Source organism: Paenibacillus sp. J22R56 (assembly GCF_056269375.1).
In genome coordinates this window covers 244,323-268,309 of sequence record NZ_JBWDNV010000010.1, presented here as the reverse complement: position 1 = coordinate 268,309, position 23,987 = coordinate 244,323, and the positions used below count along the sequence as shown (strand labels likewise).

At 47.5% G+C, this 23,987-nt stretch carries 25 protein-coding genes; 14 read left to right on the top strand and 11 right to left on the bottom strand.

What is annotated here, in order from left to right; translation table 11 throughout:
• Window positions 1-2: 2 nt before the first annotated feature.
• Together AC0YNT_RS24085 and AC0YNT_RS24080 are read right to left on the bottom strand one after the other, a co-directional pair.
• Window positions 3-1,094 (bottom strand): GerAB/ArcD/ProY family transporter, encoded by a 1,092-nt coding sequence (locus AC0YNT_RS24085; protein WP_475806884.1) that lies wholly within the window; start codon window positions 1,092-1,094, stop codon window positions 3-5.
• Between the two features lie 18 nt (window positions 1,095-1,112).
• On the bottom strand, window positions 1,113-2,669 hold the full coding sequence (locus AC0YNT_RS24080; protein ID WP_475806883.1) for a spore germination protein: 1,557 nt from the start codon (window positions 2,667-2,669) through the stop codon (window positions 1,113-1,115).
• 221 nt (window positions 2,670-2,890) lie between these two features.
• Here AC0YNT_RS24080 and AC0YNT_RS24075 point away from each other — a divergent pair, with 221 nt between their 5' ends.
• On the top strand, window positions 2,891-3,103 hold the full coding sequence (locus AC0YNT_RS24075; RefSeq protein WP_475806882.1) for a DUF6199 family natural product biosynthesis protein: 213 nt from the start codon (window positions 2,891-2,893) through the stop codon (window positions 3,101-3,103).
• Between the two features lie 19 nt (window positions 3,104-3,122).
• Window positions 3,123-3,710, top strand: coding sequence for a hypothetical protein (locus AC0YNT_RS24070; RefSeq protein WP_475806881.1), 588 nt, complete (start codon window positions 3,123-3,125; stop codon window positions 3,708-3,710).
• A 71-nt stretch (window positions 3,711-3,781) separates the two neighbouring features.
• Here the strand turns inward: AC0YNT_RS24070 and AC0YNT_RS24065 are convergent, their stop codons facing one another.
• Both AC0YNT_RS24065 and manA read right to left on the bottom strand, forming a co-directional pair.
• On the bottom strand, window positions 3,782-4,660 hold the full coding sequence (locus tag AC0YNT_RS24065) for an ROK family protein (RefSeq protein ID WP_475806880.1): 879 nt from the start codon (window positions 4,658-4,660) through the stop codon (window positions 3,782-3,784).
• Between the two features lie 24 nt (window positions 4,661-4,684).
• Window positions 4,685-5,632 carry a mannose-6-phosphate isomerase, class I gene (gene manA / locus AC0YNT_RS24060; protein WP_475806879.1) on the bottom strand — a complete coding sequence of 316 codons (948 nt, stop codon included), beginning with the start codon at window positions 5,630-5,632 and terminating at the stop codon, window positions 4,685-4,687.
• Window positions 5,633-5,734: 102 nt separating this feature from the next.
• Between manA and AC0YNT_RS24055 the strand changes: the two genes are divergently transcribed.
• Window positions 5,735-6,775: a substrate-binding domain-containing protein gene (locus AC0YNT_RS24055; RefSeq protein ID WP_475806878.1), complete on the top strand. Its 1,041-nt coding sequence runs from the start codon at window positions 5,735-5,737 to the stop codon at window positions 6,773-6,775.
• 7 nt (window positions 6,776-6,782) lie between these two features.
• Here AC0YNT_RS24055 and AC0YNT_RS24050 read toward each other — a convergent pair whose 3' ends face one another.
• Window positions 6,783-6,956 carry a hypothetical protein gene (locus tag AC0YNT_RS24050; RefSeq protein WP_475806877.1) on the bottom strand — a complete coding sequence of 58 codons (174 nt, stop codon included), beginning with the start codon at window positions 6,954-6,956 and terminating at the stop codon, window positions 6,783-6,785.
• A 187-nt stretch (window positions 6,957-7,143) separates the two neighbouring features.
• Here AC0YNT_RS24050 and AC0YNT_RS24045 point away from each other — a divergent pair, with 187 nt between their 5' ends.
• The 5 genes from AC0YNT_RS24045 (at window position 7,144) to eutC (ending at window position 14,340) form a co-directional block, all read left to right on the top strand.
• A complete protein-coding gene (locus AC0YNT_RS24045; RefSeq protein WP_475806876.1) occupies window positions 7,144-7,743 on the top strand; it encodes a TetR/AcrR family transcriptional regulator in 600 nt (199 codons plus the stop codon).
• A gap of 90 nt (window positions 7,744-7,833) precedes the next feature.
• The gene (locus AC0YNT_RS24040) at window positions 7,834-9,924 is read left to right on the top strand and encodes a YhgE/Pip family protein (protein ID WP_475806875.1); all 2,091 of its coding nucleotides are present in this window, start codon (window positions 7,834-7,836) and stop codon (window positions 9,922-9,924) included.
• A gap of 287 nt (window positions 9,925-10,211) precedes the next feature.
• Window positions 10,212-12,056 carry an LTA synthase family protein gene (locus AC0YNT_RS24035; RefSeq protein WP_475806976.1) on the top strand — a complete coding sequence of 615 codons (1,845 nt, stop codon included), beginning with the start codon at window positions 10,212-10,214 and terminating at the stop codon, window positions 12,054-12,056.
• A 187-nt stretch (window positions 12,057-12,243) separates the two neighbouring features.
• Window positions 12,244-13,605 (top strand): ethanolamine ammonia-lyase subunit EutB, encoded by a 1,362-nt coding sequence (locus AC0YNT_RS24030; protein ID WP_475806874.1) that lies wholly within the window; start codon window positions 12,244-12,246, stop codon window positions 13,603-13,605.
• Between the two features lie 27 nt (window positions 13,606-13,632).
• Window positions 13,633-14,340, top strand: a complete 708-nt coding sequence (eutC, locus tag AC0YNT_RS24025; RefSeq protein WP_475806873.1) for an ethanolamine ammonia-lyase subunit EutC — start codon at window positions 13,633-13,635, stop codon at window positions 14,338-14,340.
• 123 nt (window positions 14,341-14,463) lie between these two features.
• Here eutC and AC0YNT_RS24020 read toward each other — a convergent pair whose 3' ends face one another.
• Window positions 14,464-14,949 carry a hypothetical protein gene (locus AC0YNT_RS24020; protein ID WP_475806872.1) on the bottom strand — a complete coding sequence of 162 codons (486 nt, stop codon included), beginning with the start codon at window positions 14,947-14,949 and terminating at the stop codon, window positions 14,464-14,466.
• A 195-nt stretch (window positions 14,950-15,144) separates the two neighbouring features.
• On the opposite strand from AC0YNT_RS24020, the gene AC0YNT_RS24015 reads away from it, so the two are divergent.
• Together AC0YNT_RS24015 and yunB are read left to right on the top strand one after the other, a co-directional pair.
• Window positions 15,145-15,624, top strand: a complete 480-nt coding sequence (locus tag AC0YNT_RS24015) for a nucleoside deaminase (protein ID WP_475806871.1) — start codon at window positions 15,145-15,147, stop codon at window positions 15,622-15,624.
• 300 nt (window positions 15,625-15,924) lie between these two features.
• Window positions 15,925-17,070 carry a sporulation protein YunB gene (gene yunB / locus AC0YNT_RS24010; protein ID WP_475806870.1) on the top strand — a complete coding sequence of 382 codons (1,146 nt, stop codon included), beginning with the start codon at window positions 15,925-15,927 and terminating at the stop codon, window positions 17,068-17,070.
• A gap of 56 nt (window positions 17,071-17,126) precedes the next feature.
• Here yunB and AC0YNT_RS24005 read toward each other — a convergent pair whose 3' ends face one another.
• On the bottom strand, window positions 17,127-18,182 hold the full coding sequence (locus AC0YNT_RS24005) for a M23 family metallopeptidase (protein ID WP_475806869.1): 1,056 nt from the start codon (window positions 18,180-18,182) through the stop codon (window positions 17,127-17,129).
• A 131-nt stretch (window positions 18,183-18,313) separates the two neighbouring features.
• On the opposite strand from AC0YNT_RS24005, the gene lipA reads away from it, so the two are divergent.
• Both lipA and AC0YNT_RS23995 read left to right on the top strand, forming a co-directional pair.
• Entirely contained in the window at window positions 18,314-19,216 is a 903-nt protein-coding gene (gene lipA / locus AC0YNT_RS24000) for a lipoyl synthase (protein WP_167281946.1), read from the top strand.
• Window positions 19,217-19,251: 35 nt separating this feature from the next.
• The gene (locus AC0YNT_RS23995) at window positions 19,252-19,977 is read left to right on the top strand and encodes a YutD family protein (RefSeq protein WP_475806868.1); all 726 of its coding nucleotides are present in this window, start codon (window positions 19,252-19,254) and stop codon (window positions 19,975-19,977) included.
• Between the two features lie 58 nt (window positions 19,978-20,035).
• On the opposite strand, the gene AC0YNT_RS23990 is transcribed toward AC0YNT_RS23995, so the two are convergent.
• The gene (locus tag AC0YNT_RS23990; protein WP_167281950.1) at window positions 20,036-20,824 is read right to left on the bottom strand and encodes an NAD kinase; all 789 of its coding nucleotides are present in this window, start codon (window positions 20,822-20,824) and stop codon (window positions 20,036-20,038) included.
• A gap of 85 nt (window positions 20,825-20,909) precedes the next feature.
• Entirely contained in the window at window positions 20,910-21,977 is a 1,068-nt protein-coding gene (ylbJ, locus tag AC0YNT_RS23985; protein WP_475806867.1) for a sporulation integral membrane protein YlbJ, read from the bottom strand.
• A gap of 405 nt (window positions 21,978-22,382) precedes the next feature.
• On the opposite strand from ylbJ, the gene AC0YNT_RS23980 reads away from it, so the two are divergent.
• Entirely contained in the window at window positions 22,383-22,766 is a 384-nt protein-coding gene (locus tag AC0YNT_RS23980; protein WP_475806866.1) for a globin domain-containing protein, read from the top strand.
• 14 nt (window positions 22,767-22,780) lie between these two features.
• Window positions 22,781-23,506, top strand: coding sequence for a DUF2225 domain-containing protein (locus AC0YNT_RS23975; RefSeq protein ID WP_475806865.1), 726 nt, complete (start codon window positions 22,781-22,783; stop codon window positions 23,504-23,506).
• Window positions 23,507-23,521: 15 nt separating this feature from the next.
• Here the strand turns inward: AC0YNT_RS23975 and AC0YNT_RS23970 are convergent, their stop codons facing one another.
• Together AC0YNT_RS23970 and AC0YNT_RS23965 are read right to left on the bottom strand one after the other, a co-directional pair.
• Window positions 23,522-23,764, bottom strand: coding sequence for a hypothetical protein (locus AC0YNT_RS23970; RefSeq protein ID WP_475806864.1), 243 nt, complete (start codon window positions 23,762-23,764; stop codon window positions 23,522-23,524).
• Complete coding sequence (locus AC0YNT_RS23965; protein WP_475806863.1) at window positions 23,761-23,946, bottom strand: YycC family protein; 186 nt, start codon at window positions 23,944-23,946, stop codon at window positions 23,761-23,763. Before AC0YNT_RS23965 ends, AC0YNT_RS23970 begins: the two co-directional genes overlap by 4 nt.
• Between the last annotated feature and the right edge of the window lie 41 nt (window positions 23,947-23,987).

The window sequence follows — 23,987 nt, the reverse complement described above, 5'->3', positions numbered from 1 at the left end:
CCTCATGAGACCAGTTTACTCCATTGTTTTCGGCATAAGGCAATAATCAGAAGCAGGAACGGGATGGCAAGCAAGAAGGTAGTCAAGTGAAATAAACCGGCATTATGGAGGAAACCAGCCAATTTGAAGAAGCTTGGGAAATCCCAAAAACAGTGGATGACGATCAGAATACCGATTGGAAAAACAAAAGGTTTGTAATCCTTAATATTAAAGCAGGACGTAAACGATAAGACAGCAGCGTAATAAACAGCCGCAATCTTAATGAAATTACCTACGACCCACATGGCTAGAAGCAAGGCCTCCAAGTTCTCGAAGAAATCAGCCCGGGATATGTATCGAAACGTTGTTAATACCGGATACACTTTGTTGGCTGTATCTGGCCCGAGTACGAACAGTGCGATCAGACAGACATAAGTTAAGCTGGCTGCGACAGCTGCGAGTGAAAGAAAGCTGTACTTTACTGTTTTCTCCTGATCAATAACACTGGGCAGGAAAAAAGCAATCATTAAAAATTCGGCATACCAGGATATTGGCGGGAGAGAGCCCTTCAAAACCGGAGTGAATCCGTGACTCATGATCGGCAGGATATTGCTGATCTCGAAATCAGGTATTAATAACAGCAGAAAAAATAACGGCAAAATAAAGAGTGGGGTTAACAAAACCGCACTTCTAACCAAGAGCTCTATCCCCCCGCGAACAGTAAAGGCAGCAAGCAGAACCATTAATATAACAAGAAAAAACATAGGGGTTTTAAATAAATAATTGCCAGTAACAAATTCGGCATATTCTCTGGAGACAATTCCGGCCGTTAATACAAAAAACTGAAAGTAAATGAGACCAAGCGCTTTTCCCGGCACTTTCCCGATAATCCGTTCACCATATTGAATCAAATTTTTGTTAGGGTATAATCGATGCAGCTTAATCGAAATTGCAATAACGCTCCCCCCTGATAAGATGGCAATGATAGGCGTAATCCAGAAGTCATTATCGGCGTATTGGGCAGAAATGACGGGGATCGTAATAAACCCGGTTGCCAATATAACCGAGTACATCATAAGCGACATCTGAAAAGAAGTAATTTTCCCATTGTCCATTGTCATCACCACACCTTTCTAGTCATTCCTACCTTGTGCCGGATCAGGCTTCTGGTCAGAAGCTTGCCGATAGTTATTCGTTGTTTCGTAGAGTTCGGGCCTTGTATCCATCATCCACATAGGGGATCTCGCGAGAATATCCTTCAGTTCTGTCCTCACCACACTGGACAGATAGGGCAAACCAAAGGATTTCAGGCTGCATAGATGGATAACGAGAGCGATAAATCCTGACATAATACCAAGTAGTCCAAGTGAACCTGCTAGCAGAATGAACGGAAACCGCAGCATTCTGATGGGCAGTCCGGTCACATAACGAGGGATCATGAAGGAAGAGATGCCTGTAATCGCAACAATTATGACCATCGGAGCCGACACAAGTCCGGCTTGAACCGCTGCCTGCCCAATGACTAGCGCTCCCACGATACTAACAGCAGCACCGATCTGCTTCGGCAGTCTTACCCCGGCTTCCCGTAAAGCTTCAAATGTAATCTCCATCAGCAATGCCTCAACCAAGGCGGGGAAAGGTACGGCTTCGCGGGAGGTTGCCATACTGATTAATAAAGATCCCGGCACCATTTCCTGGTGGAAGGTGAGCAGGGCTACATAGATGGAAGGCAGCAGTAGGGAGATTGCCCCGAAAAAATACCGCAGCCATCTGAGTGCTGTACTAAACAGAAACCGCTGATAATAATCTTCTGCCGACTGCATAAAGGAAAAGAAGGTTACCGGAACAATAAGGGCAAAAGGGGTTCCCTCAGTCAAAATAGCAATTCGGCCTTCAAGAAGGTTGCTGCAGACCACATCCGGTCTTTCCGTGCTCAATATTTGCGGGAACGGCGATAACGGGCTGTCCTCAATTAATTCCTCGATATAACCACTCTCTAAAATTCCGTCGATTTGTATACGCTCCAGACGCCGCTCGACCTCTTTCAGCAGTTCGGGTGCTGCCAAGCCGTCGATATACGTAATGATGACATTTGTCTGTGTATACTCTCCGAGATGGATGGAGTTCATTTTGAGCAGGGGGCTTTTAATAATCCGACGAATAAGAGACGTGTTGACACGTAAGGTTTCCGTGAAGCCCTCTCTGGGGCCTCTAATAACAGATTCAGCGGTAGGCTCTTCGATGGACCGGGCTTGCCAGTTGCTCAAACCAAATGCTATACCCCGAGGTTCATCATCAAAGAACAATACAGGCTCTCCAATTGATAAATGCTTAATGGCGTCCTCAAAGGTAGTTAGATACTTCGAAAAGGCAGAAGTAACGAGATGCTCGGACAAGTAAGTAATGGAAGTAACATCGCCATTAAAGCTCATTAGCGGTTGTATAACCGTTTGCTCAATTCTTGCTGTATCAGATAGTCCGTCGATATAAAAAACAACTGCCTGTTTCACTCCCCCGACAGGGAAGGTACGAATAATAAAATCGGTACAGCTTGAATAAACAGCAACTAGCTGCTGTTTATTATGCTCCAGATTAGCAAAGAGCGGGTGATGTTCCTTGTTCTGGGTAAGATCCGTATTGATTTGTGCTGCTCTTGTGTTTATCATGCGGAAGAGTCTAGATTTTCTCATAAATTTACTTTTTACAGAATCGGAGTGTCCTATTCGTAAAATCAATTTATAGTGCCTTTTGTTCGGAAAGAGATAGAAAAAACGATATAAATATCACTATTTTGGTATTCTCAAAGAGTTTGGTTTCAGTTATATTGAAAGTTGATTAGGGCCTTTTCCGTTAAGTGAACCATTCGGAGAAGGCCTAATTTTTTGGCAAATGAACAGATGGGGATGATGACTTGGCTGTTTTCATTTCGCTTATATTCATTATTTCAGGAGTATTAGGGTGGTTCTTCCCGTCCTTAAGCTGGCACATGAAGCATGGCTGGGCTGTGGATGGCAAATCCGAACCTAGTGATCATTATATTTTTCTAAGCAGATTTGGGTCGGTGCTCGTTCTTGGCTGGGGATTTTACATTCTCATTACTGGTGATTTGGGCAAGCTGAATTAATAGAGGGAGTGTGATTAGGATGAGAAGATTGCCTATGGAGCGGCCAACGGACCACTATGATGCACGCTTATTCAAGATTGATGAGCAGATTTGTGCTTTGCTGGAAGAACGAAGAGAGATTTCGAATCAGAATCCGGGGTATCCGCCCTTCAAGAGTATTGAGAGCTGGGCTGATCGTTACCATCTGTATGAGGATTTCTTGAAATCGTTGTTTGGACTATTAATGAATGAAGAGCATTTTTTGCCAGTAGTTGAACCATCAAGCTTCCGCAAGTATTTGCCTGTTCTTCGAAATGTGGAGAGAGAGGGTATTATCTATACGTTATCCGGCATTAGGCAATATGAGAACGCAAGCGTCGTCTGCCTCAGTATTCATGGTGATGACCAAGAACAGAATAAACATACCCATATCGAACTGGAGCTGGGAGAAGGCTATCACTGCCGGATCGATCAAGGAACAAGCTCAGGTGGTCATGCTGCTTACGGATTTGTTGTTTCACCCGCTCTTCCAGATGATCTGGGAGGAATTACTTTCGTGTTCAGCGAATATGAGAGGCCATTGAAAAAGAAGCCAACAGGCACGGAAATTGTTTTCCGGATGGAATAATGTCGTAGAGAGCATGCAATAAAAGAAGGCCTTCCCGAGTTTAATGATACTTGGGAAGGCCTTTCTATCTATTATAGCTTCTCCAACGCGTCGATACCAAGCGCGATCGATCCGCATAAGCCGGCGTTGTCGCCAAGTCCTGGCGGAACAATGTAAGAGGCGATACCTTCACGGAGGGCTTCATGCGAAGCGTAGCCGTTCAGGTTCTTCTGAACTTCCGCGTGGATCAGCGGGAACAGCTGCTCTTGGTGCATAACGCCTCCGCCAAGAATTACTTTCTTCGGGGATAGCAGCAGAATAGCGCTGGACAAAGCTTGGCCAAGATAGAAGGCCTCCATTTGCCATGCGGGATGATCCTTTGTCAGCTCATCACCTTTCACGCCCCAGCGTTGTCCAAGTGCCGGACCTGCAGCCATTCCTTCCAGACAGTCGCCATGATAAGGGCAGCATCCAGCGAATGTATCTTCCGGATGTCTGCGGGTGATGACATGACCGCCTTCTGGATGAAGCAGACCATGGACAAGCTTGCCTTCGGTGTAAACGCCAACGCCAATCCCTGTACCTACGGTGTAATAAAGGCAGCTGTTCAGCCCTTTGGCAGCTCCCCATTTGGCTTCGCCAAATGCTGCAGCATTCACATCTGTATCCCAACCATAAGGAACAGGCAGCTCACGTTTCATCGTCCCGAGAAAATCAAACCCGGACCAGCCTGGCTTTGGTGTTGTGGTGACAAATCCATAAGTTGGACTTGAAGGATCAATATCGATAGGTCCAAAGGTGCCAATCCCGATGGCTTCAACATTTTTATCGCGGAAGTAGTTCAGTACTTCACGAAGGGTTGACTCCGGATGTTCAGTAGGTAAGCTGATGCGTTCTTCAATCTCGCCATGTTCGTTGCCAATGCCGCATACAAATTTGGTTCCGCCTGCTTCAATTGCCCCAATACGCAAGTTTGTCGCCTCCTCTAGTGGTTGTTACTCATGTGAAATAATAAGTTCAAGCTTGCCAAGGAGCGTAAATTCCCCGAAGCCAAGTGGAAGGATGAAGTGGTCGCCTTTGACCAGCGGATAGCTGCCGGTTTCATTAGCCAATTCTCCGCTGCCTTCGATCACACTGCAAATCGTAAATTTCACTGGAGCTGGGAAATTGGACTCTCCGTCAGCTGTCCACTTTTGAACGGTAAAGAAGTTGTTGGATACCAGAGTCGTTACTTCTGTTCCACCAATGGTTTCAATAGAAGAAGAAGCTTTGGCATCGACATGAGGAACCGTCGTTACTTCAATACCTTTGTCCAAATGAAGCTCACGTTTAGCCCCTTTATCGTCAGTCCGGTCATAATCGTAGATGCGGTAAGTCGTATCCGAGCTTTGCTGCGTCTCGAGTACTTGAATACCTTTCCCTAGTGCATGAAGCGTTCCGCTAGGAACATAGAAGAAATCGCCTTGCGTTACAGTTACACGAGTGAGCAGCTTATCCCATTCTCCCGCATCAACCATTTGCTTGAACTGCTCCTTGGAAGTAGCATGATGACCATAAATAATTTCAGCTCCCGGCTCACAGCCAAGAATGTACCAGCATTCGGTTTTGCCAAGCTCGCCGTTCTCGTTGACCAATGCATAAGCGTCATCGGGATGGACCTGAACGGACAGATCATCCGAGGCATCTAGAATTTTAGTCAACAATGGGAATTTAACAGCGCTCGAGCCAAACAGCTGCGGCTGCTGATCCCATAACTCTCCAAGCTTTAGTCCTTTATATGGTCCGTTATGAACAATACTTTGTCCATTCGGATGAGCGGACACTGCCCAGCATTCTCCAGTACGGTCAGATGGAATATCGTAATTGAACTGTTCTCTTAATTGCTTGCCGCCCCAAATGCGTTCTTGAAATACTGGTTCCAGGAAAATCGGTTGATTCGCCAATCTCAATCCCTCCAAGTTATCGAATACAACTTTACTAAACTTGACAAAATAAATATTTGTAAAGTAAATTGATTATAACATAGGAACAGGGGAAGTAGAAGAATGCCGCGACCAAAAAAAATTTCGATGCAGACCATTGCCGACAAGCTGGGCATTTCACGTAATGCCGTTTCATTAGCGTTGTCTAATAAAAAAGGAATTGGAGAAGAGCTGAGGCAGCTTGTCATCCAGACTGCACAGGAAGTTGGTTATTCTGTAGATGCAGGGCAATCATCCATCAGTGCTCCAATTCTTGTGCTTGTACCAGAGCGGGTGATGAGCCATGCGGATAACGAGCATTTTTTGTTTTATCACGATTTGATTTGGGGACTTGATAGTCGTTTGCAGGAGGAAGGCTATAGTGCGGTTATCGTACGGGTCAGCCATGCACAGGAACAAGATAGAATCCTTCCTGAGCTCGTGCAGCATATTGATTATCAGGGCATTATTGCCTTTGGCATATTAGAGAAGGAATATATCGAAAAAGTACAACAGACACTTACGAAGCCAATGCTGCTCTTTGATTCCTACTATCGGGAGCTCGATACGCCGGCAGTTACTTCAGCTAATATTGAAGGAGCTTGTGAAGCAGTCACTTCATTGATACTAGCTGGACATAAGCGAATCGGCTGTATCGCGCCAATTCATTTGACGACTAGTCATGAGGAGCGGTGGTTCGGGTATACGAAAGCGATGCTGCAGTACAAGCTTCAGCCTGATTTTGCCTTGTGTCTGCTCGAGTCGGAAAGCTTCAGCCGGACGCAGGAGGAATTATCGGCTTATTGCGACCGGTTCCAGGAAGAAGAATATCCAACGGCCGTCTTTTGCGGGAATGACAGGATTGCCTTGCTGCTGATGAAGGAACTAGAGAAGAGGGGCGTAAAAGTTCCTGGGGATGTTTCGGTTATTGGGTTCGACGGGCTTGCGATGTCGGCGGAGTCCGATCCACCACTTACTACGATGGCAGTAAATAAAAAAGCGCTGTGCACTGCAGCAGTTGAGATGCTTGGCCAAATGCTCCGGCATCCTGATTACCCTGCTATGCGCTGTAGTGCTGCGCCTGTTTTGCGTAAGGGTGGTTCTGTCAGGGAGTTAGCCAAGTAACGAAGAGTTATTCATCATGCTTATGGGGATTTTGCTGCACGTCCGTTTGTTTAGACACAATGCTGGTGGAAGCCGAGTCTTTTATTGAACGTTTATATACGATTGTTCCAATGACGATGACGAATCCTAAAACAGTAATGATGGGGATAATGGTAATCATAAGATCAAAGCCGTTATTCATAGTAACTGTTCCTCCGGTGCTTCCATGAAATGAAATGTACGTTGATTGTACCATGGATGAGGGGGAAAGTTGCACTTGATCTTCGTATCTTTGTTATGCTATAAATAAATCATGACTAATTGACTGGAATTGATTTTTGGTCAATTTACTGAGAACTCATGATCAAGAACGAAAGGAGAGAAGAAGCATGTCCGTTGACCGCAAAGCGTTAATATTGAAAGCAGCGACGCAGTCCTTTGCACAATTTGGCTATAAGGCGACAACAATGGATTTGGTGTCCAAGATCGCAAGTGTTGGTAAAGGCACGATCTATACTTTTTTCAAGACGAAGGAAGAACTATTCGAAGCGATACTGAACAAAGCTGAGATCGAATTGAAGGAAGCTATGAACTGCGGATTTGCGAAAGATGACAGCCAAAGATCCTTTATCCATAGTGTGTTCAACCTGCTTGATTCTATCCTGGAGTTCCGTTCGGATCATGAACTGTTCGTGAAGCTGGCTCAAGAGGTTCGGGATATCGGCACTGTCCAGGCGCTGGAAGGAATTCGGCGGATGGAGGAGTTTGGACTTGAGTTCTTGAAGCAAAAGCTGGATTTGGCCATTGAGAAGGGCGAAGTGCGGGAATGTGATACAACGATCACTTCCTATATGATTTTCCGCTTGTACCTTGGTCTGGCGACGGAATGGAATAAGTCACATAGCGAGCCGTTGACGAAGGAGCAGATTAAGGAGAACATCGCAATGCTCATCACGCAAGGGATTATGAAAGAAGCTAGATCCTTGTAAAATTCCAGCCTGAAAGGGCTGTTTTTTTGGTCTAAAATGACCGAAATACGAATTTAGTCAGTTATTCAATAGGAAGAAGGATGTGTAAATATGAGGCCGATTCAGGTTTTCTTTAAAGACATGAAAACTCTTATGACGAAAAGGATGCTGCTGCTTTCTTTTCTTGGCGTCGCGCTGCTCCCAATGCTGTACAGCAGTATTCTGATCGACGGGTCAATGGACCCTTATGCCCAAACGAGCAAGCTGCCCGTTGCAGTTGTTAACCTTGATAAAGGGGCCGATTATGAAGGGAAAACGATGAATGTTGGGGAAGATTTCGTTGAGGAATTAAAGAAAAGTGATAATTTCAAGTGGAATTTCGTGAATGAGGAACAGGCGAAGGAAGGGATGGAGCATAACGACTATTATATGACCATTACCGTACCAAGCAATTTCTCGGAAAATGCAGCGACTTTAACGCAGGAAAATCCTGTTCAGGCGGAACTGATCTTCGAGCCAAACAGCGAATATAACTTTGTTGCCGGACAGATTGGCAGCAGTGCGATGAAAGAGTTGAAGTCTAAGCTGAACGTACAAATAACGGAAGCTTATACGCGCAGCATGTTTGATCAGGTTGGAACGATCTCCGATGGTCTCGGCCAAGCGGGAGAAGGCGCTACGGAATTGAAGGATGGCGCGGGCAAGCTGGAAGACGGTTTGGTCACGCTGAAAGAGAACCTGAACAAATTAGCTAGCGGCACGTCCGAGTTAAGCGGTGGCGTATCCAAGCTGTATGACGGAGCGGCTAGCTTGAATCAAGGCACTAGCCAATTGTCATCCGGCGCATCGAGCCTAGCTAGTGGATTGAGTCAATTAACGGCAGCTGAGCAGCAGCTCGAAGACGGGTCTGCCAAGTCCAAGGCCGGAGCAGTTCAGTTGGCTCAAGGTTTGAAGTCTTCTAAGGATGGTGCAGCTGAGCTTAAGCAAGGATTGACGGCTTCTTCCGCAGCTAGCAGTCAAGTAGCAGCTGGTGCTGCTGATGTGGCTAAAGGACTTGAGCAACTGATGGAGGCAACACCTGAACTTGCGGAGAATGAGTCGCTGAAACAGCTGCTTGCAGCAAGCAAGCAGGTTGCGGCAGGCAGTGCACAGCTGAAGGAAGGGCAGGATCAGCTTCTTGCCGGAAGCAGCAAGCTGGCACAAGGCCAGGATCAGCTGTATGCTGGAGCAGCTCAATTGAGTGAAGGGCAAGATAAACTTGCTGCTGGAATGGTGACTTTTGGCGGAAAGCTGAAGGAAGCTGGTACTGGATCAGCTAAGCTTGCTGATGGTGCAAAAGCGGCTAACAGTGGTGCTGCCCAGTTGAAAGAGGGGCTTGGCCAGTTGTCTGGCGGTGTAGATGGAATTGCCGACGGTTCGAAGCAGTTGAATCAAGGCGCAGGACAACTGAAAGACGGCTCTGAGCAGCTCGTGAATGGTTCAGGCGAGCTTGCGACAAAGCTTAATGATGCTGCAGCTGAGACGGGCAGTATTAAGGACGGCGACAACATTGTTAATATGTTTGCGGAGCCTGTTGTAGTGAAGGAAAATACGGACCACAAACTCGATCATTATGGACTTGGTATTGCGCCGTACTTCTTGTCATTAGCGCTGTTTATGGGGGCTCTTGTTTACACAACCGTATTCTCGGTTCGGGAATCTTACACATTGGGAGCATCGCCTATGGGCCGCTTCTTAAGCCGCACATTAACTTATGTAACTATAAGCCTGTTGCAGTCCTTAATCGCAGATGCTGTTCTGTTGTATGGACTGAAGATTGAAGTGACGAGTGTACCGCTCTTTGTTCTATTTACCATCCTGACGAGTCTTGCTTATACCTTTATTATTCAAGCGCTTGTCACATGGCTAGATAATCCAGGCCGCTTCCTGGTCGTACTGCTGATGATCTTCCAGCTGACCTCCAGTGCGGGAACATTCCCGCTTGAACTTTTGCCGGATTGGATGCAGAAGCTGAATCCATTCCTGCCGATGACCCATGCGATTACTGGCTTCAAGACGATTATTGCCAGCGGTGATTATGCGCTCATGCGTGAACAGATGCTTGTCCTGGGATCGTTTGCTATCGTGTTCCTGGCACTGACTTTCTTGTACTTTATGCGTCAGTCGAAAAAACCTGCTGACAACATTCAGCCAGCAGTGTAAGCTGGTGTGCTAGCTATTAATTGACATGGAACATACATCCTCCTGCCCTTTTCTCTTACTAGTAAATCGGTTAATATAAATAGAATAGTAGAGATGCATTGAAAGTGGCCGTCAATTGACGGCTTCTTTTTTTCTTAAACTATAAGAAAGTATAAATTTACTCTATACTGCGCTTATATTTCACCCGCGAAACGTATGCTGCTCCTCCTAAGGACGGCGCAGCCGTTTACGCTTGAGGAGTGAGTACATTGTTATCGTTTTACAAAGATGATTACCGGCGTTCGCCGATGATATGGATTTTTGGGCTTTTGCTGATCAAATCCGTCTTGTTCCGAGTCTTCTTGTTTGGGGAGCTGCAGTGGGACGGACTGCTGGCTGACGCAGCCGCTTGGCTTGGCCTATTGTTCATCGTGGAGCTTGTTACCGCTGCAAGATGGAGAGGAATCGCATACTGGGCCGTGAATTTGATTGTATCTGTGCTGCTGTTTGCATCAACCGTTTATTTCAGTTATTACGGCTCTGTGCCTACTTATACAGCGTTGAAAGCACTCGATCAGGTCAATCAAATCCAGGATAGTGTAGAATCGCTTATTAAGAACGTCTATTATATTTATTTCCTCGATCTTGTGATTCTAGCAATCCTATATATCGTACGTATGGTGAGAGGAACCCGTGTTTCAGGTCGGAAAAGAATTGGTCATGCGAGTATCGTGCTTGGTGGTCTGCTTGTCTGTATTGCTGTATCGGGAACGATCGTATATGCGGGGAACGATATTCCAAATGAGCTGGAGCAAGCCGAAGGGCTTGGTTTTATCGGATATCAGGCTGCGGCCGCTTGGGAGAACCAATCCGAAAAGGCGATGGCGAGCAGCGGCAATATTGAGGAGACAAAAGCCGAGATTGAAGCACTGATGGCTTCGTATCCTTATAAAGACCAGCCGGAGCAGCCGGCGATTCAATTCGGGAGTGCACAAGGGAAAAATGTGATTGTGGTTCAGATGGAAGCTTTTCAAAATTTTCCGCTTCATTTGTCCCTAGGGGGAACGGAGCTGACGCCAGTGCTGAATAAGCTGGCTGATGAGAGCTATTACTTCCCTCACGTTTACCAGCAGATTGGTCAAGGCAACACCTCGGATGCTGAGTTTATGTCGAACACTTCGATCTACCCGACTGGAGAGATCGCGATGTCGACCGGGTACGGCAACCGGGAGCTTCCAAGTATGCCGCGTATGCTGCAAAGCAGGGGTTATGAAGCAGACACTTTCCACGTGAATGATGTTGCCTTCTGGGATCGGAACAAGATGTACCCTGCGATTCATTTCGATCATTATTATGATAAGCCATATTATACGAATGATCATTTTAACGAGTTTGGCGCATCGGATGAAGAACTATACCGAGTGGCTGTCGACAAGCTGCAGGCACTACATGAGCAGAATAAGCCGTTCTATTCGCAGATGGTTACGGTATCCAGCCACTTCCCGTTCCAGGTGCCGCAGGACCGTGCTCCATTAGCATTGCCTGGAGAGTTGGAAGGGACTCAGCTTGGCAACTATTTGCAGGCAATCCATTACACGGACTATGCACTTGGAACACTGATTGATAAACTGAAAGCAAACGGCATGTGGGATGATACGGTGCTTGTCGCATACGGCGATCACTTTGGTCTGCAGCCGGATAAAGCGAGTGCTGAGCAAATCAGTGAGCAACTAGGCATTCATTATGATGATCGGCTCAGCCGTTTCAACATTCCATTAATCATCCATGTACCTGGCCAAAACGGCGGACAGGTCGTTGATCAGCCAGGCGGACAGCTCGATATAATGCCAACCTTGGCGAACCTGCTTGGCGTTAAGCCGGCAGATGAAGGCGTCGTAGCATTTGGGCATGACCTGCTCAACACGGATCATAACGTGTTCGGGATGCGTTACTACTTGCCGACAGGATCATTCTTCAATAACGATATCCTATTTGTCCCAGGCAAAGGCTTCGATGATGGCACAGCATACTCACTCAAGACGATGCAGCCCGTCGAAGACTTTTCCGCGTACCGCGGCGATTACGACTACATTATGAAGCTGATGAGCCTGTCGGACGAATATGTGCAGCAGCTTCCAAAGCGCGCACCATAAAAAATAGAACGATCCCCTCTACCGAGTTTACGGTGGAGGGGATTTTTTTGTGATAACATATGTGGAAAGTAGTACTTGGCTACGACAATACCGAGCGTCTGCATGGATGCTTGTGTCTGCATATGATGTATAAATGCAGCTTTAATGAGCGAAGAGATGAAATTCAAATTGGAGAGGAGGAGAGACAATGAAGATGACGGCAACTGTACGAGGGAGACATTTTCAATTCCGTGACCTCAAGGAGGTCATGGCTAAAGCTAATGAGGAGAAGTCGGGAGACAGACTGGCAGGATTGTCTGCCGAAGACGCTACAGAACGGGTTGCAGCTAAGATGGTTTTGGCGGAGCTCCGATTATCGGATATCCGCGAGTCGCCATTGCTCCCTGGGGAGATCGATGAGGTGTCGCGTATCATAGAGTCGGATATTAATGAAAATGTGTACGCACAGATTAAAAACTGGACTATAGCTGAGCTTAGGGAGCAGTTGCTGCAAATGGATGGCGGCTCCGATTCTCTGCTTCGTGTGGGTCAAGGGCTGACAAGTGAAATGATTGCTGCCTGTGCCAAACTCATGAGCAATCTTGATCTGATCCAAGCTGCCGCTCGTATTGAGGTTGTGACGACATGTAATTATTCGATGGGCCAGCGTGGCGTCCTTGCCGGTCGTGCCCAGCCGAATCACCCCTCTGACCATTTACAAGGTATTCGGGCTTCGTTGTACGAGGCGCTTTCCTATGGCATCGGAGATGCCGTAATCGGGATTAATCCGGTCATTGATACTGCTGAAAGTGTCTATAATATCCTTTCCATGACAAAGGATGTGATGGCTCGCTGGGAAGTGCCGACGCAAAATTGCGTCTTGGCTCATATTACAACACAGCTGCGCGCGATCCGAATGGGAGCTCCTGCTGATATGGTATTTCAGAGTTTAGCGGGTACGGAGCTCGGCAATAAAGCTTTTGGGATTAACGCAGTGATGCTGGATGAAGCGGACGAGGTGGTTCGGACCGAGGGAACAGGGACAGGGTGCAACCATTGGTATTTTGAAACGGGGCAAGGCTCGGAACTGTCCTCTGATGCCCACCATGGAATCGATCAACTGACTTTAGAGGCACGTTGTTATGGGCTAGCCCGACATTATAAACCGTTTATGGTCAACACCGTTGTAGGTTTTATCGGTCCTGAATATTTGTATGACAGTAAGCAGGTTACTCGTGCAGGGCTCGAGGATCACTTTATGGGCAAACTTCATGGGTTGCCTATGGGGGTTGACGTTTGCCATACGAACCATATGAAGGTTGATCAAAATGACATGGATAATCTCTCTGTCCTGCTATCGGCAGCGGGAGTTAACTTTCTTATCGGTGTACCTATGGCTGACGATTGCATGCTAAATTACCAATCCACGAGCTATCATGATATCGCAACGTTGAGGGAAACGATGGGGCTTCGGCCAGCGCCTGCGTTCGAGCGTTGGCTTGAACGAATGGAGTTGATGAAGAACGGCAGGCTGACAGCGAAAGCAGGAGATCCGAAGATCTTTATGTAAGAATCGGTAATGGAGAGGGGGATTCGGATGAGCAATCAGCTGGATGAATGGAATGAACTGAGGAGTGCGACTGTGGCCCGCATAGATGTGGGGCGGTCTGGCACGAGGCCGCTAACGAGTAATCTGTTGAAATTACGGCTAGACCATGCGGCGGCTGTGGACGCGGTTTACAGCGAAGTTCCTCGCGTACTGATCGAAGAGATGGGTTTACTCTCTGTGAAGACGCAAGCTTTAGACAAGGTGCAGTATTTAAAGAGGCCTGATCTTGGCAGGAGACTTACGGCTGAATCTGCAGAGGAAATAAGGGCAAGCTGCGTCCATGCACCGCAGGTGCAGATCGTCGTATCGGATGGACTTAGCGCGGCAGCGATCGAAGCAAATTTGAAGGATGTTTACTCGTCTTTACTTGATTCGTTGAAACGATTGGGGATGGAGGTCGGCACAGCTCTATTTGTTAAGTATGGACGGGTAGCCAGCATGGATCATATCGGTGATATTTTGAATCCTGAGGTATTAGTTATGCTGATTGGAGAACGCCCGGGGCTCTTATCCGCTAACTCCATGAGTGCCTACATGTGTTACAAGCCATGCTCCGGGAAGATGGATTCTAATCGTAACGTAATCTCTAATATTCATGAAGGCGGCACCCCGCCTGCTGAAGCAGGTGTATGGATTGGAACCATGCTAAGGGCTATGCTGGATCAGAGGCTAAGTGGTACTGCACTTATTGTTTAACATGCTGGCGATTAACCTGGGCACTCTGCCTTAAGTTAATCGTTTTTTTGCGTGTACAGGTTACTCTCCAAATTTTCAATAAAAAAAGCAGTCCCCCAAAATAGGACTGCTCTCAACTGCTGACTATCCTAGCTCCCGAGTAAACCCTTCCTCTTCCATGTATACCTCAACCTCTTTATGCGTCTCAAACGCCATTTCAAGGTTCATACCGGCGTAGATGTACCACATATCATCTTCCCATTTCACGACAAGACTTTGATTTTCCTCGTTGGTCCACAGTTGGTCTTTTTTCTTCCGGTTACGAGACGGTTTTGGTGCAGGCTCTTCCTCACGGACCGACAACGAGTCGATTGATTGACGAAGCAGCGTACGGAGCTGTATCTCGCTATAGTCGCGGATATTGATCATGCCTTTGTCATCCTGGTTAAAATTGCGAAGCAGTCCGGCATACACAAAACCGTTACCGTTCGGGTGCAAATGGTACACAACATTTTTTCGGTCATATAAGCTGTTCTCGAACTGGAAGTTCACACGTCCAAGCGATACATCAGACCGCTCCAGCTCCGGGAACGATTCGATAATCGCGATTTTTTCTTCAAAAGTTAACATAACATCCTCCATTAATCCCAAATGTGCTTCGGCTATTATAGCATAAGCGAAGCTTCTTACGAAGCAGATCCGGACTGTGCGCGGGAACTAAAGAAAAAACGACTCATTAGTCGCCGCTACAAAGTTTAAGCTAAGCACGTTTACTCCTTCGGTTAATGTCACTATGATAAGGGAAACGAGAGGAGCGAGAAGCGCATGAAACATGATCATACGTACTATTTGAAATATTGTATTGAGGTATCCCGCAAATCCAGAGAAAACGGAAATACGCCATTTGGCGCCATTCTTGTGAATGTGCAGGGTGAGATTGTTTTGGAGCAGGAGAACGTAGAGCTTACGGAAAAACGTTGTACCGGTCATGCCGAAACGGCTCTGATGGAAAAAGCGTCGCATCAATTCTCGCATCATGATTTGTGGAATTACACGCTGTACACCACGTTTGAACCATGTGCGATGTGCTCAGGTGCCATCTACTGGGGGAATGTAGGTAAAGTGGTTTACGCAGCGACAGAAGAAGCACTTCTGAAGCTGACTGGAGATCATGAACAGAATCCAACGTTTAATCTGCCGTGCCGAGACATTTTTGACAAAGGGCAGAAGCCGATCGAAGTAATTGGGCCATTCCCCGAGCTGGAGGAAGAGGTCGTTGAAGTTCATAGAGGATATTGGGAGTAACTGATCTTGGAATAACGGGAGGTCGTCTTTTTTGTCCTAGCTTCGCATAAGCATGTAGAGGTACAGGTCCTAGGCTAAGGACTGTGCTTGCGCGAAGCAAGAATTTCCACAAATGGCCGATGTCAGACCATTTGTGTGGCAATTCTTTGGACTATGCTTACGAAGCAAGAATTTCCACAAATGGCCGATGTCAGACCATTTGTGTGGCAATTCTTTGGACTATGCTTACGAAGCAAGAATTTCCACAAATGGTCAATGTCAGACCATTTGTGTGGCAATTCTTTTTAGGAGGCGACGAACGTGACGAAATGGGGAAGAAGGGGATGGCTGCTTCGATCGCTTGGCCTGAGCCTGGAGCAATTATGGTCTAATCATCCATTTGCCAAGGTGAAGCGGGTCAGCTGGGGCAGTAAAATCTCCACCTCAAGCAGCAATCCGAAGCCGTGGGGACAACGCAAGAAGTGGCATTCAAGTAAACCGAAGCCTACCGCTTCTAACGCAGGCTGGGGCGGGATGTGGCAGCCTCGTAAACGTCCGGTAAGATCATCGGCAAAGGCGATAAAGTCAATAAAGACGATGAACATCCGCTCCTCAGACAGTGGAGGTACAAGGCTGAAGTCACGAAAGCGGAATACGAAAATGTGGATCATTTTTACCATCCTTATCCTTTTGTTCGGAACGATCCAATCCCTCGTGTACATTGAAAAACATTTACGCCCGCCTCTCATGAAGGTGGCTCAGCTACGTATTAAGCAGGTGGCCACACAGGCTATTAATAAGGCTACTACGAATGAGGTCGTAAACAATGCCGACTTCGAGAAGCTGATTGATTGGAAAATGAACAGCAACGGAAAAGTATCCGGTTTTATGCTGAACTATGCGGAGCACACAAAGATCCGCTCGGAAACGATTAAAACCGTACAGGCTACTCTTGACGAGCTTAAGGAAATTCCGGAGCATATTCCAGTCGGTAATGCACTTGGCAGTGCGCTGATTTCGACTTATGGTCCACGTATTCCCGTGAAGTTCGAGCCGGTTGGCGCGGTGAAAGTTGATCTGAATACACGTCAGACGAATGCAGGCATCAATATGATTTTGATTGAAGTCTACATTCATATCGTATCCGAGGTTGCTATTATCGTTCCGTTTGAGACCGACCCTCAGATCGTAGAAACCGAAATTCCGATCTCTTATTTGCTGGTTGTTGGTGATGTGCCGATGTATTACTACGATAATGAAGGCAAGGCTGTCGGAGAATCTGCACCAAATGCGCCAAATATATCTCTGCCGATGTCAAAAGGTGCAGGGGTTACCCAGCCTTCGGATGGAAGTATGCTCAAGGAACAGCTGGATTCGGCTAATTCGCCGCTTCCTTCCAGTGGAGATAGCGGTTCCGCCAATAACGCCGCAGGTAATGCTAATGCCGGCAATGCTGGCGGTGAGTGAAGCAAAAATAAAGGGGCGTCCCTCAAAGTCCAATCGGACTTTAGGGATCGCCCCTTTTAATGGTTTGATTTTAACCTGCGGCGCTCATCCTGCTCCCACCGTCTTAGAAGCGGATAAGGATCAAAGGCCCATTCGATAAGGCCGCGATCCCTGTAAACTCCATAATGCAGATGAGGAGGGAATTTGCCTTGCGTTCCCGGCTTCCCATAGCCTGAGCTGCCGACCCACCCGATCGTTTGGCCAGGTTTTACAATGGTACCGATTCCGACTGTCTTGTCAAAGCCAGACAGATGAGCGTAATAGTGATAATAATTGTTCAAATCCCGAATGCCGATTCGCCAGCCTCCATATGGATTCCAGCCCTTCACTTCTACTACGCCAAAGCAGGTGCTTCGAACAGGAATGCCGTAATTAGCGAAAATATCTGTTCCCTCATGGGTCCGCCTTCCTCCCCAGCCACGGGCATTACCCCATGTGCTTTTGTACGAATAATTGGTTCCAACGGGAACCGGGAAGGCATGGTCGTACAGATCCAGCCGGCCAAAAGCGGCATAAATACTTGAGAACTGCTGAATGCGCTGCACCGCTCTGCTATTATGGTAATATTCCCATAAGCCGATGGAGAAGTCATCCTCTGTTGATCCACCATACTGCAGAAGTCGTGTCGCAACGGAATACAGCAGATCCAGATCACTTGAACGGTCTGCGAAGCCGTCACCGTCGCCATCGCGGCCAACACCGTTGAACCATTGAATGGAAGCCGGTATGTTATCGGTTGGATCCGGATTCAATGCTCCAGCCCATAGCTCCTCATCGATAAAAACACCAACGATGCTGCCGAGCTGCGGACGGGCTTTCGGACGAGCCTTTGACAACGTTCGTTCGTATTGATCAACAGCAGCAAGGCGGTACCATGGAATACCTGTCATGACACTTAGCCGATCGTACATCTGCTGTCTGCTAACCATAGGATCAATGTCCACGTTGGAAGATTGCGTATTGGCTGGCTCAGCTTCAGCTTTGCTGACGTTCCGATCTGCGTAGCATAATTGCCCGGTCATAAGCATGGAAGCGACAACGGCAGCTGTAATAATAGAAATAGTTGGTTTCAATCGTTCCACCCTTTCACAAGCTCGAAGCAATATTCGTTATGTTTTGCAAATCATTGGATTTTATCCGAACTATGCTATAATAAACGGTGAGATTCAGCTGTCCAATTGAAAGTGAAAGCAGGGAATTCCAGATGAAATCAAATAAAGAAAAACTGAAAAAGCCGGACTGGCTTAAAATAAAACTAACAACTGAAGGCAACTACACAGAAATTAAAGATATGATGCGTACAAAAACGCTTCATACGGTCTGCGAGGAAGCACGCTGCCCGAATATTTATGAATGCTGGGCGAACCGAACTGCGACTTTTATGATTCTAGGCGATATTTGTACGCGTGCCTGCCGTTTCTGTGCGGTTAAGACAGGACTGCCAACGGAGCTTGATCTTCAGGAGCCGGAACGTGTAGCGGAAGCAGCGGAGCAAATGGGGCTTCGCCACTGCGTTGTTACATCAGTTGCAAGGGATGATCTTGCCGATGGTGGTGCAGCGATCTTCGCAGGTACAATCCGAGCGATTCGTGAACGGATGCCTTTCTGCCGGGTAGAAGTACTGATTCCTGACTTTATGGGGAATAGCGATGCCCTTCAGGTTGTCATGGATGCCAAACCGGACATTCTGAACCATAATATCGAGACGGTAGAGAGAATGTCCAATCGTGTACGGGCGAAGGCAAAATACAGACGATCGCTGGAGCTGCTGAGACGCGCGAAGGAAATGAATCCAAAAATCCCAACGAAATCAAGCATTATGCTTGGCGTTGGCGAAACGTATGAAGAAGTGCTGCAAGCGATGGACGATCTTCGGGCTGTGGATTGCAATATTTTGACGTTAGGCCAATATTTGCAGCCGACGCCAAACCATATGCCGATTGAACGTTATGTTCACCCGGATGAATTCAAAAGCTTGAAAGAAGAAGGATACAAGCGTGGATTCCGTCATGTCGAGTCGGGACCACTTGTAAGAAGCTCCTATCATGCGCATGAACAGACCGATTCCGCGGCGGCTGCGCAAGAACGCGAGCTTAGCAACGTATAGCTTCTATTGGGGAATTCGAAAGAGGGGAAACGGAATTGATCCAAGTTGGCGGCAAAATTTATGAACTTATTCATGAGAATCGCAATGGCTGGAATGTAGACGCGTTCAAGGATCGTTATAGTGATGTACTGGAGCGTTACGATTTTATTATTGGTGATTGGGGTTACAGCCAGTTGCGCCTGAAGGGGTTCTTCCGGGATAACCATATGAAGGTGACCAAGGATAGCTCATTCTCGGGGATGTCTGACTATATTAATGAATATTGCAATTTCGGCTGTGCGTATTTTGTTTTGGAGAAGACAGGTACAGTGAAGAAATCAACTGACGAAGAAGAAGCGGAAGATCAGGAAGCTTCGCTGAAGCAGGAGACGCTCACATCGGACAGGCGTTACCCAGAGGAAGAGCTGGATGCAGGAGCTTCCTCCTTGCTTGCTGATGCCATCTTGGCTGGTGCAGCCGCAGCAGCCCGTGAAAGCGCAGCAACGGGAAGAAGTCCACGCAGTGGTGAAGAATCGCAGCAGCCTGCCCGGCAGCAACAGCACAAGAGCGGTAAGGATCAACATCGGAAAAGCTATCGTCCAAACGGCAAGAAGCCAATTAGGCCCGCAGCGGGCAAAGATGTAGCCGCAGCATCTGAGCAAGTGCCCGTTCAATCCCATGCACAATCGGGACAGAAGCCGAGAGACAGGGATAGAGGCAGAGAGCAAGGCAGGGAACACAGCAACAAAGAGCAAGGCAAGGAGCAAGGAAGCCGTCAATAATAACAATAGGGGCTGTCCAAAGGTCAATTTGACCTTACGGACAGCCCCTATTTTGTACCTACATATCGACAAACGCGTCGCGGACGCGGTTCCAGAACGGGAACGGGCGATAGCGGGCAAAGCTGACTTTCCTTGTGGATACACTGCAGCGAATGGAGCGGATATCGGTCCGTTGGAAGCTGAGGTGGTCAATAGTCAGCAGCAAGCGTTGATCCTTCTTGGAACTGATATCGCAGTGATGATGCTGCGGTAGCAGGAATGATGAGCCAAGTGTTCGATAGACACGGTTATTGATCGATGCGATCTCTGCAATCTGCAGAGATTCAATCGAAGGATGGACGATAGCGCCTCCGACACTTTTGTTATAAGCGGTGCTTCCCGAAGGGGTAGAGATAACAATTCCGTCCCCACGGAACATCTCAAAGGATTCGTCATTAACGCGTAGTTGTACGACCAGTGTCGCATCAACGCCTTTTAAAGTAAATTCGTTAAGGGCAAGGTAGTAATAGTTCTGTTCGACCGTTTCCACCGCGATCTCAGCTAATGGATAACGGACGATGTGGGGCGTTTCTTCCGCCATCATGGTGACAAGCTCCTCTAATTCATCTGCTTTCCAATCCGCATAAAAGCCAAGATGGCCGGTATGAATCCCAACAAAGGATACGTCGGTCACCCGGTCAACATATTTGTGGAAAGCTTGAAGCAGCGTTCCATCTCCGCCGATAGACACGATAATGTCGGGTGCGTCGTCATGACGCGTGAGCCCGCGCTCCGCCGCAAGCAGATGGAATTGCTCCGCTAATGATTTTGATAGTTGATCGCCACGATCAATGATTGCATATTTCAAGAAATTTAAACCCCTTCCGGACACATTGCATAGTACTATTGATGATATAGGAATATGGTTTCAAATTCAACGCTGAGCACAAAGTTTAAGGGGCCAGCCATCCCCATAACATATAGACTAGCACAACAGAGATGAAGCCATGCGCCAGCCGGGCGAACATAAGCGGAAGATAACGAAGGTCCGTGCGGCTTAACAAGCTGAGTACTTGGGCATGTACAGAAAGTCCTCCCCAAGAGAGAATCCAAACGGCAATTGCAGTCTGGTGCATAAGACCCGTACCGGCCTCACCTGCTGCCCTTGCCCCAAGAGTAACTTCGAATAAGCCGAAAATACTGGCATCGGCCAGTTTAACAGGAAGTCCAATTGCTCCAAACAAAAGCCGCAGCCCCTCAGCTAATACCTCAACGACACCAGCACGTGTCAGAAGCTCCATCACAACGGAGAAAAAAACGACAAGCCCGCCAACAACGATCATAAGACGAAGCGCAGATTGGATACTGTCTTGCAGCAGCTTGCCGAGGGTTCTGCCGTCAAGGAGTCTTGCCCCATGCATGGCTTTGGTCGCCTCGACCAGGCGGGAGGTACGCCGGTGATGGGCACGGCGATGAACAGGTGACTCCGTTATCGGCGCCTGCCGATCATGGAAGCGCATGAGAAGCCCGATGATAAATGCTCCGCCATAGTGGGCAGCTGCAATCACAGGAGCTAAAGCCGCATTGTGGAAAAAGCCAACGGATACGGCTCCAATCAGAAAGATCGGATCCGATGTGGTGGTGAAAGCAACAAGGCGCTCCCCTTCCGCCCGATTCACGAGTCCCTGCTCCCATAACTGAGCAGTAAGCCTTGCTCCTACTGGATAACCGGATACATAGCCCATTGTAACTACAAAGCTGCCGATGCCAGGAAGCCGGAATAGCGGTCTCATAAGCGGATCAAGCAGCTTGCCGAAGAAATGGACGATTCCAAAGCCGAGCAGCAGCTCGGAGATAACGAAGAAAGGGAAAAGGGCAGGAAATAACACCTGCCACCATATCGATAATCCCCGAAGTGAGGATTCCAGCGTTTGAGCCGGGAAAACCGCCATTAGCAAGGCGATAAGCAAGGCACAAAGGCCTGTTAGCGAGGCCGGACGGGTAAGCGTTCGGAGCAGCATGAATACGTCCTCCTTTGAATATACGGCAGGCATAATGTACAACCTCTACATGAGGTATATGAAGAAAGTTGGACATCCATCACTTTTGGACGATTTATGTGCGAAAAAAAAATTTCATAATTCTAAGAAAACGCTTGCAAAAAGGGCTGGACGGTCCGTTTTTTTATGTTACAATGAAGGTACCTTTGAAGGCTTGGAGTGATGAGAATGAGTATAATCGCTGGCATTCTGGTCTGTGCATTTGTTTATGTCATCCGAGAATCCTTAACAGCACCGGGAGAAGAGGACTACGAAGGTTAACACGAATCGTTTCGGCTTATTGATAACAATCCCGCATTGGAGACGATGCGGGATTTTTTTTATGATATAATACTAAATACCTACATTTTGGAGATGAATTTGACGATGAATAGGAATATAAGCCTTTATGAAGCAATAGGTGGAGCTGAGTCTTTAAGACGAATTGTTGAGTCTTTTTACCCTAAAGTACAGGCGCATGAGCTGCTCGGTCCACTTTTTCCGGATAATATCCTTCCCGTTATGGAGAAGCAGATTATGTTTTTGACGCAGTTTTTTGGAGGGCCAATGCTGTTCTCTGATGAATACGGCCATCCAATGATGCGGGCACGGCATATGCCTTTTCCGATTACGCCGAAACATGCTGAAGCTTGGCTCGATTGTATGAGAAGAGCATTACAAGAGGTTTCCGGCCTGGATGAAGAGCTGCAATCGTACATTATTGAAAGACTATCAGGTCCTGCCCACCATTTTGTGAACACACCCGAATAGGAGATGGGATTGGTATGGAGCCGCTCTATCAGACAAAGATGAATTGCATTTGTTGTGAAACCATCTTTACGACATCACGTGTTCGCCCGAGCTTTAAGAAGGCGATGTCTATGGATTCTGATTTTTGCGGGTATTACCGGTCGGATGCGAATCCGGATTATTATGTAGTCCGAGTCTGTCCGGCTTGCGGATTTGCAACAACAGAGAATGGGATACAAAGGCTTACAGAACATCAGAAAAAAGATTACCATGCGCAGATTGGTTCACGCTGGACGATGTGTGATTATGGTGGTGAACGAGACGCAGCTGGGGCAATGAAGGTGTACAAGCTTGCCCTATTGTCGGCACAATCGATTGGGGAAAAACAGAGGGTTATCGCGGGCATTTTGCATCATATAGCGTGGTTATATCGTTATGAGAGCAATCAGCAGGAGGAACAGCGGTTTATGCGGTTCGCGCTGCAAGCGTATATTAAGGTATACGAGGAAGAAGGATCGGAGCTGAACAATGCGAAGCTCATGTATCTGATTGGGGAACTGAACAGGCGTACCGGCGAGCTCACTGAAGCGGTCAAATGGTTCTCCCGAATCGTTGGCGATAAACGAATTATGGATGCCGCTATGATTCGGAAAAGCCGTGAGCAATGGCAGCTGATCCGCGAACAGCTGAATAACGGACAGCCAGTATCATCAGGCGAAAGCAAAGGAGAAGGAGATTCTCCTGTGCAAACGACGGCTTAACTGGCTTGTCCAACATTAACGGGTCAGTCTGCGGAGCGGCTGATCCGTTAGCATATAGTCATGATCCATATCAAGGATCGTGACTTTGTTATGACAGCAGGGGAAGACGAGCAGTCTTTTTTTGCCGTGATGAATCTCTTCGATCTCACGGACACGCAGAGGTATCAATACGTTATCACTGCCGCAGAATGGGCAGCTTGGGACGTAAATATCCTTCATGATAATGTCGTAAGGCCAAGTCTTCTCGAATGGAATCATGAGGATGATTCCTCAGAAGCGGATTCGGACGGCTTATTAGCCTCTGCTTCCGCTTTTGCCAGCTCGGTAAGCTTTTGCAGCAAAATATGTTTAGGCATATGCATCAAATGTTCGATCGGCACGCCAAGCTGCTTGGACAGCTTGATGGCTGTGTCGGCCGAGATTTGCAATGGTTGAGTCATGATGTTATTCCCCCTTAAAAGAATTGCGAAGTAATTCTTGC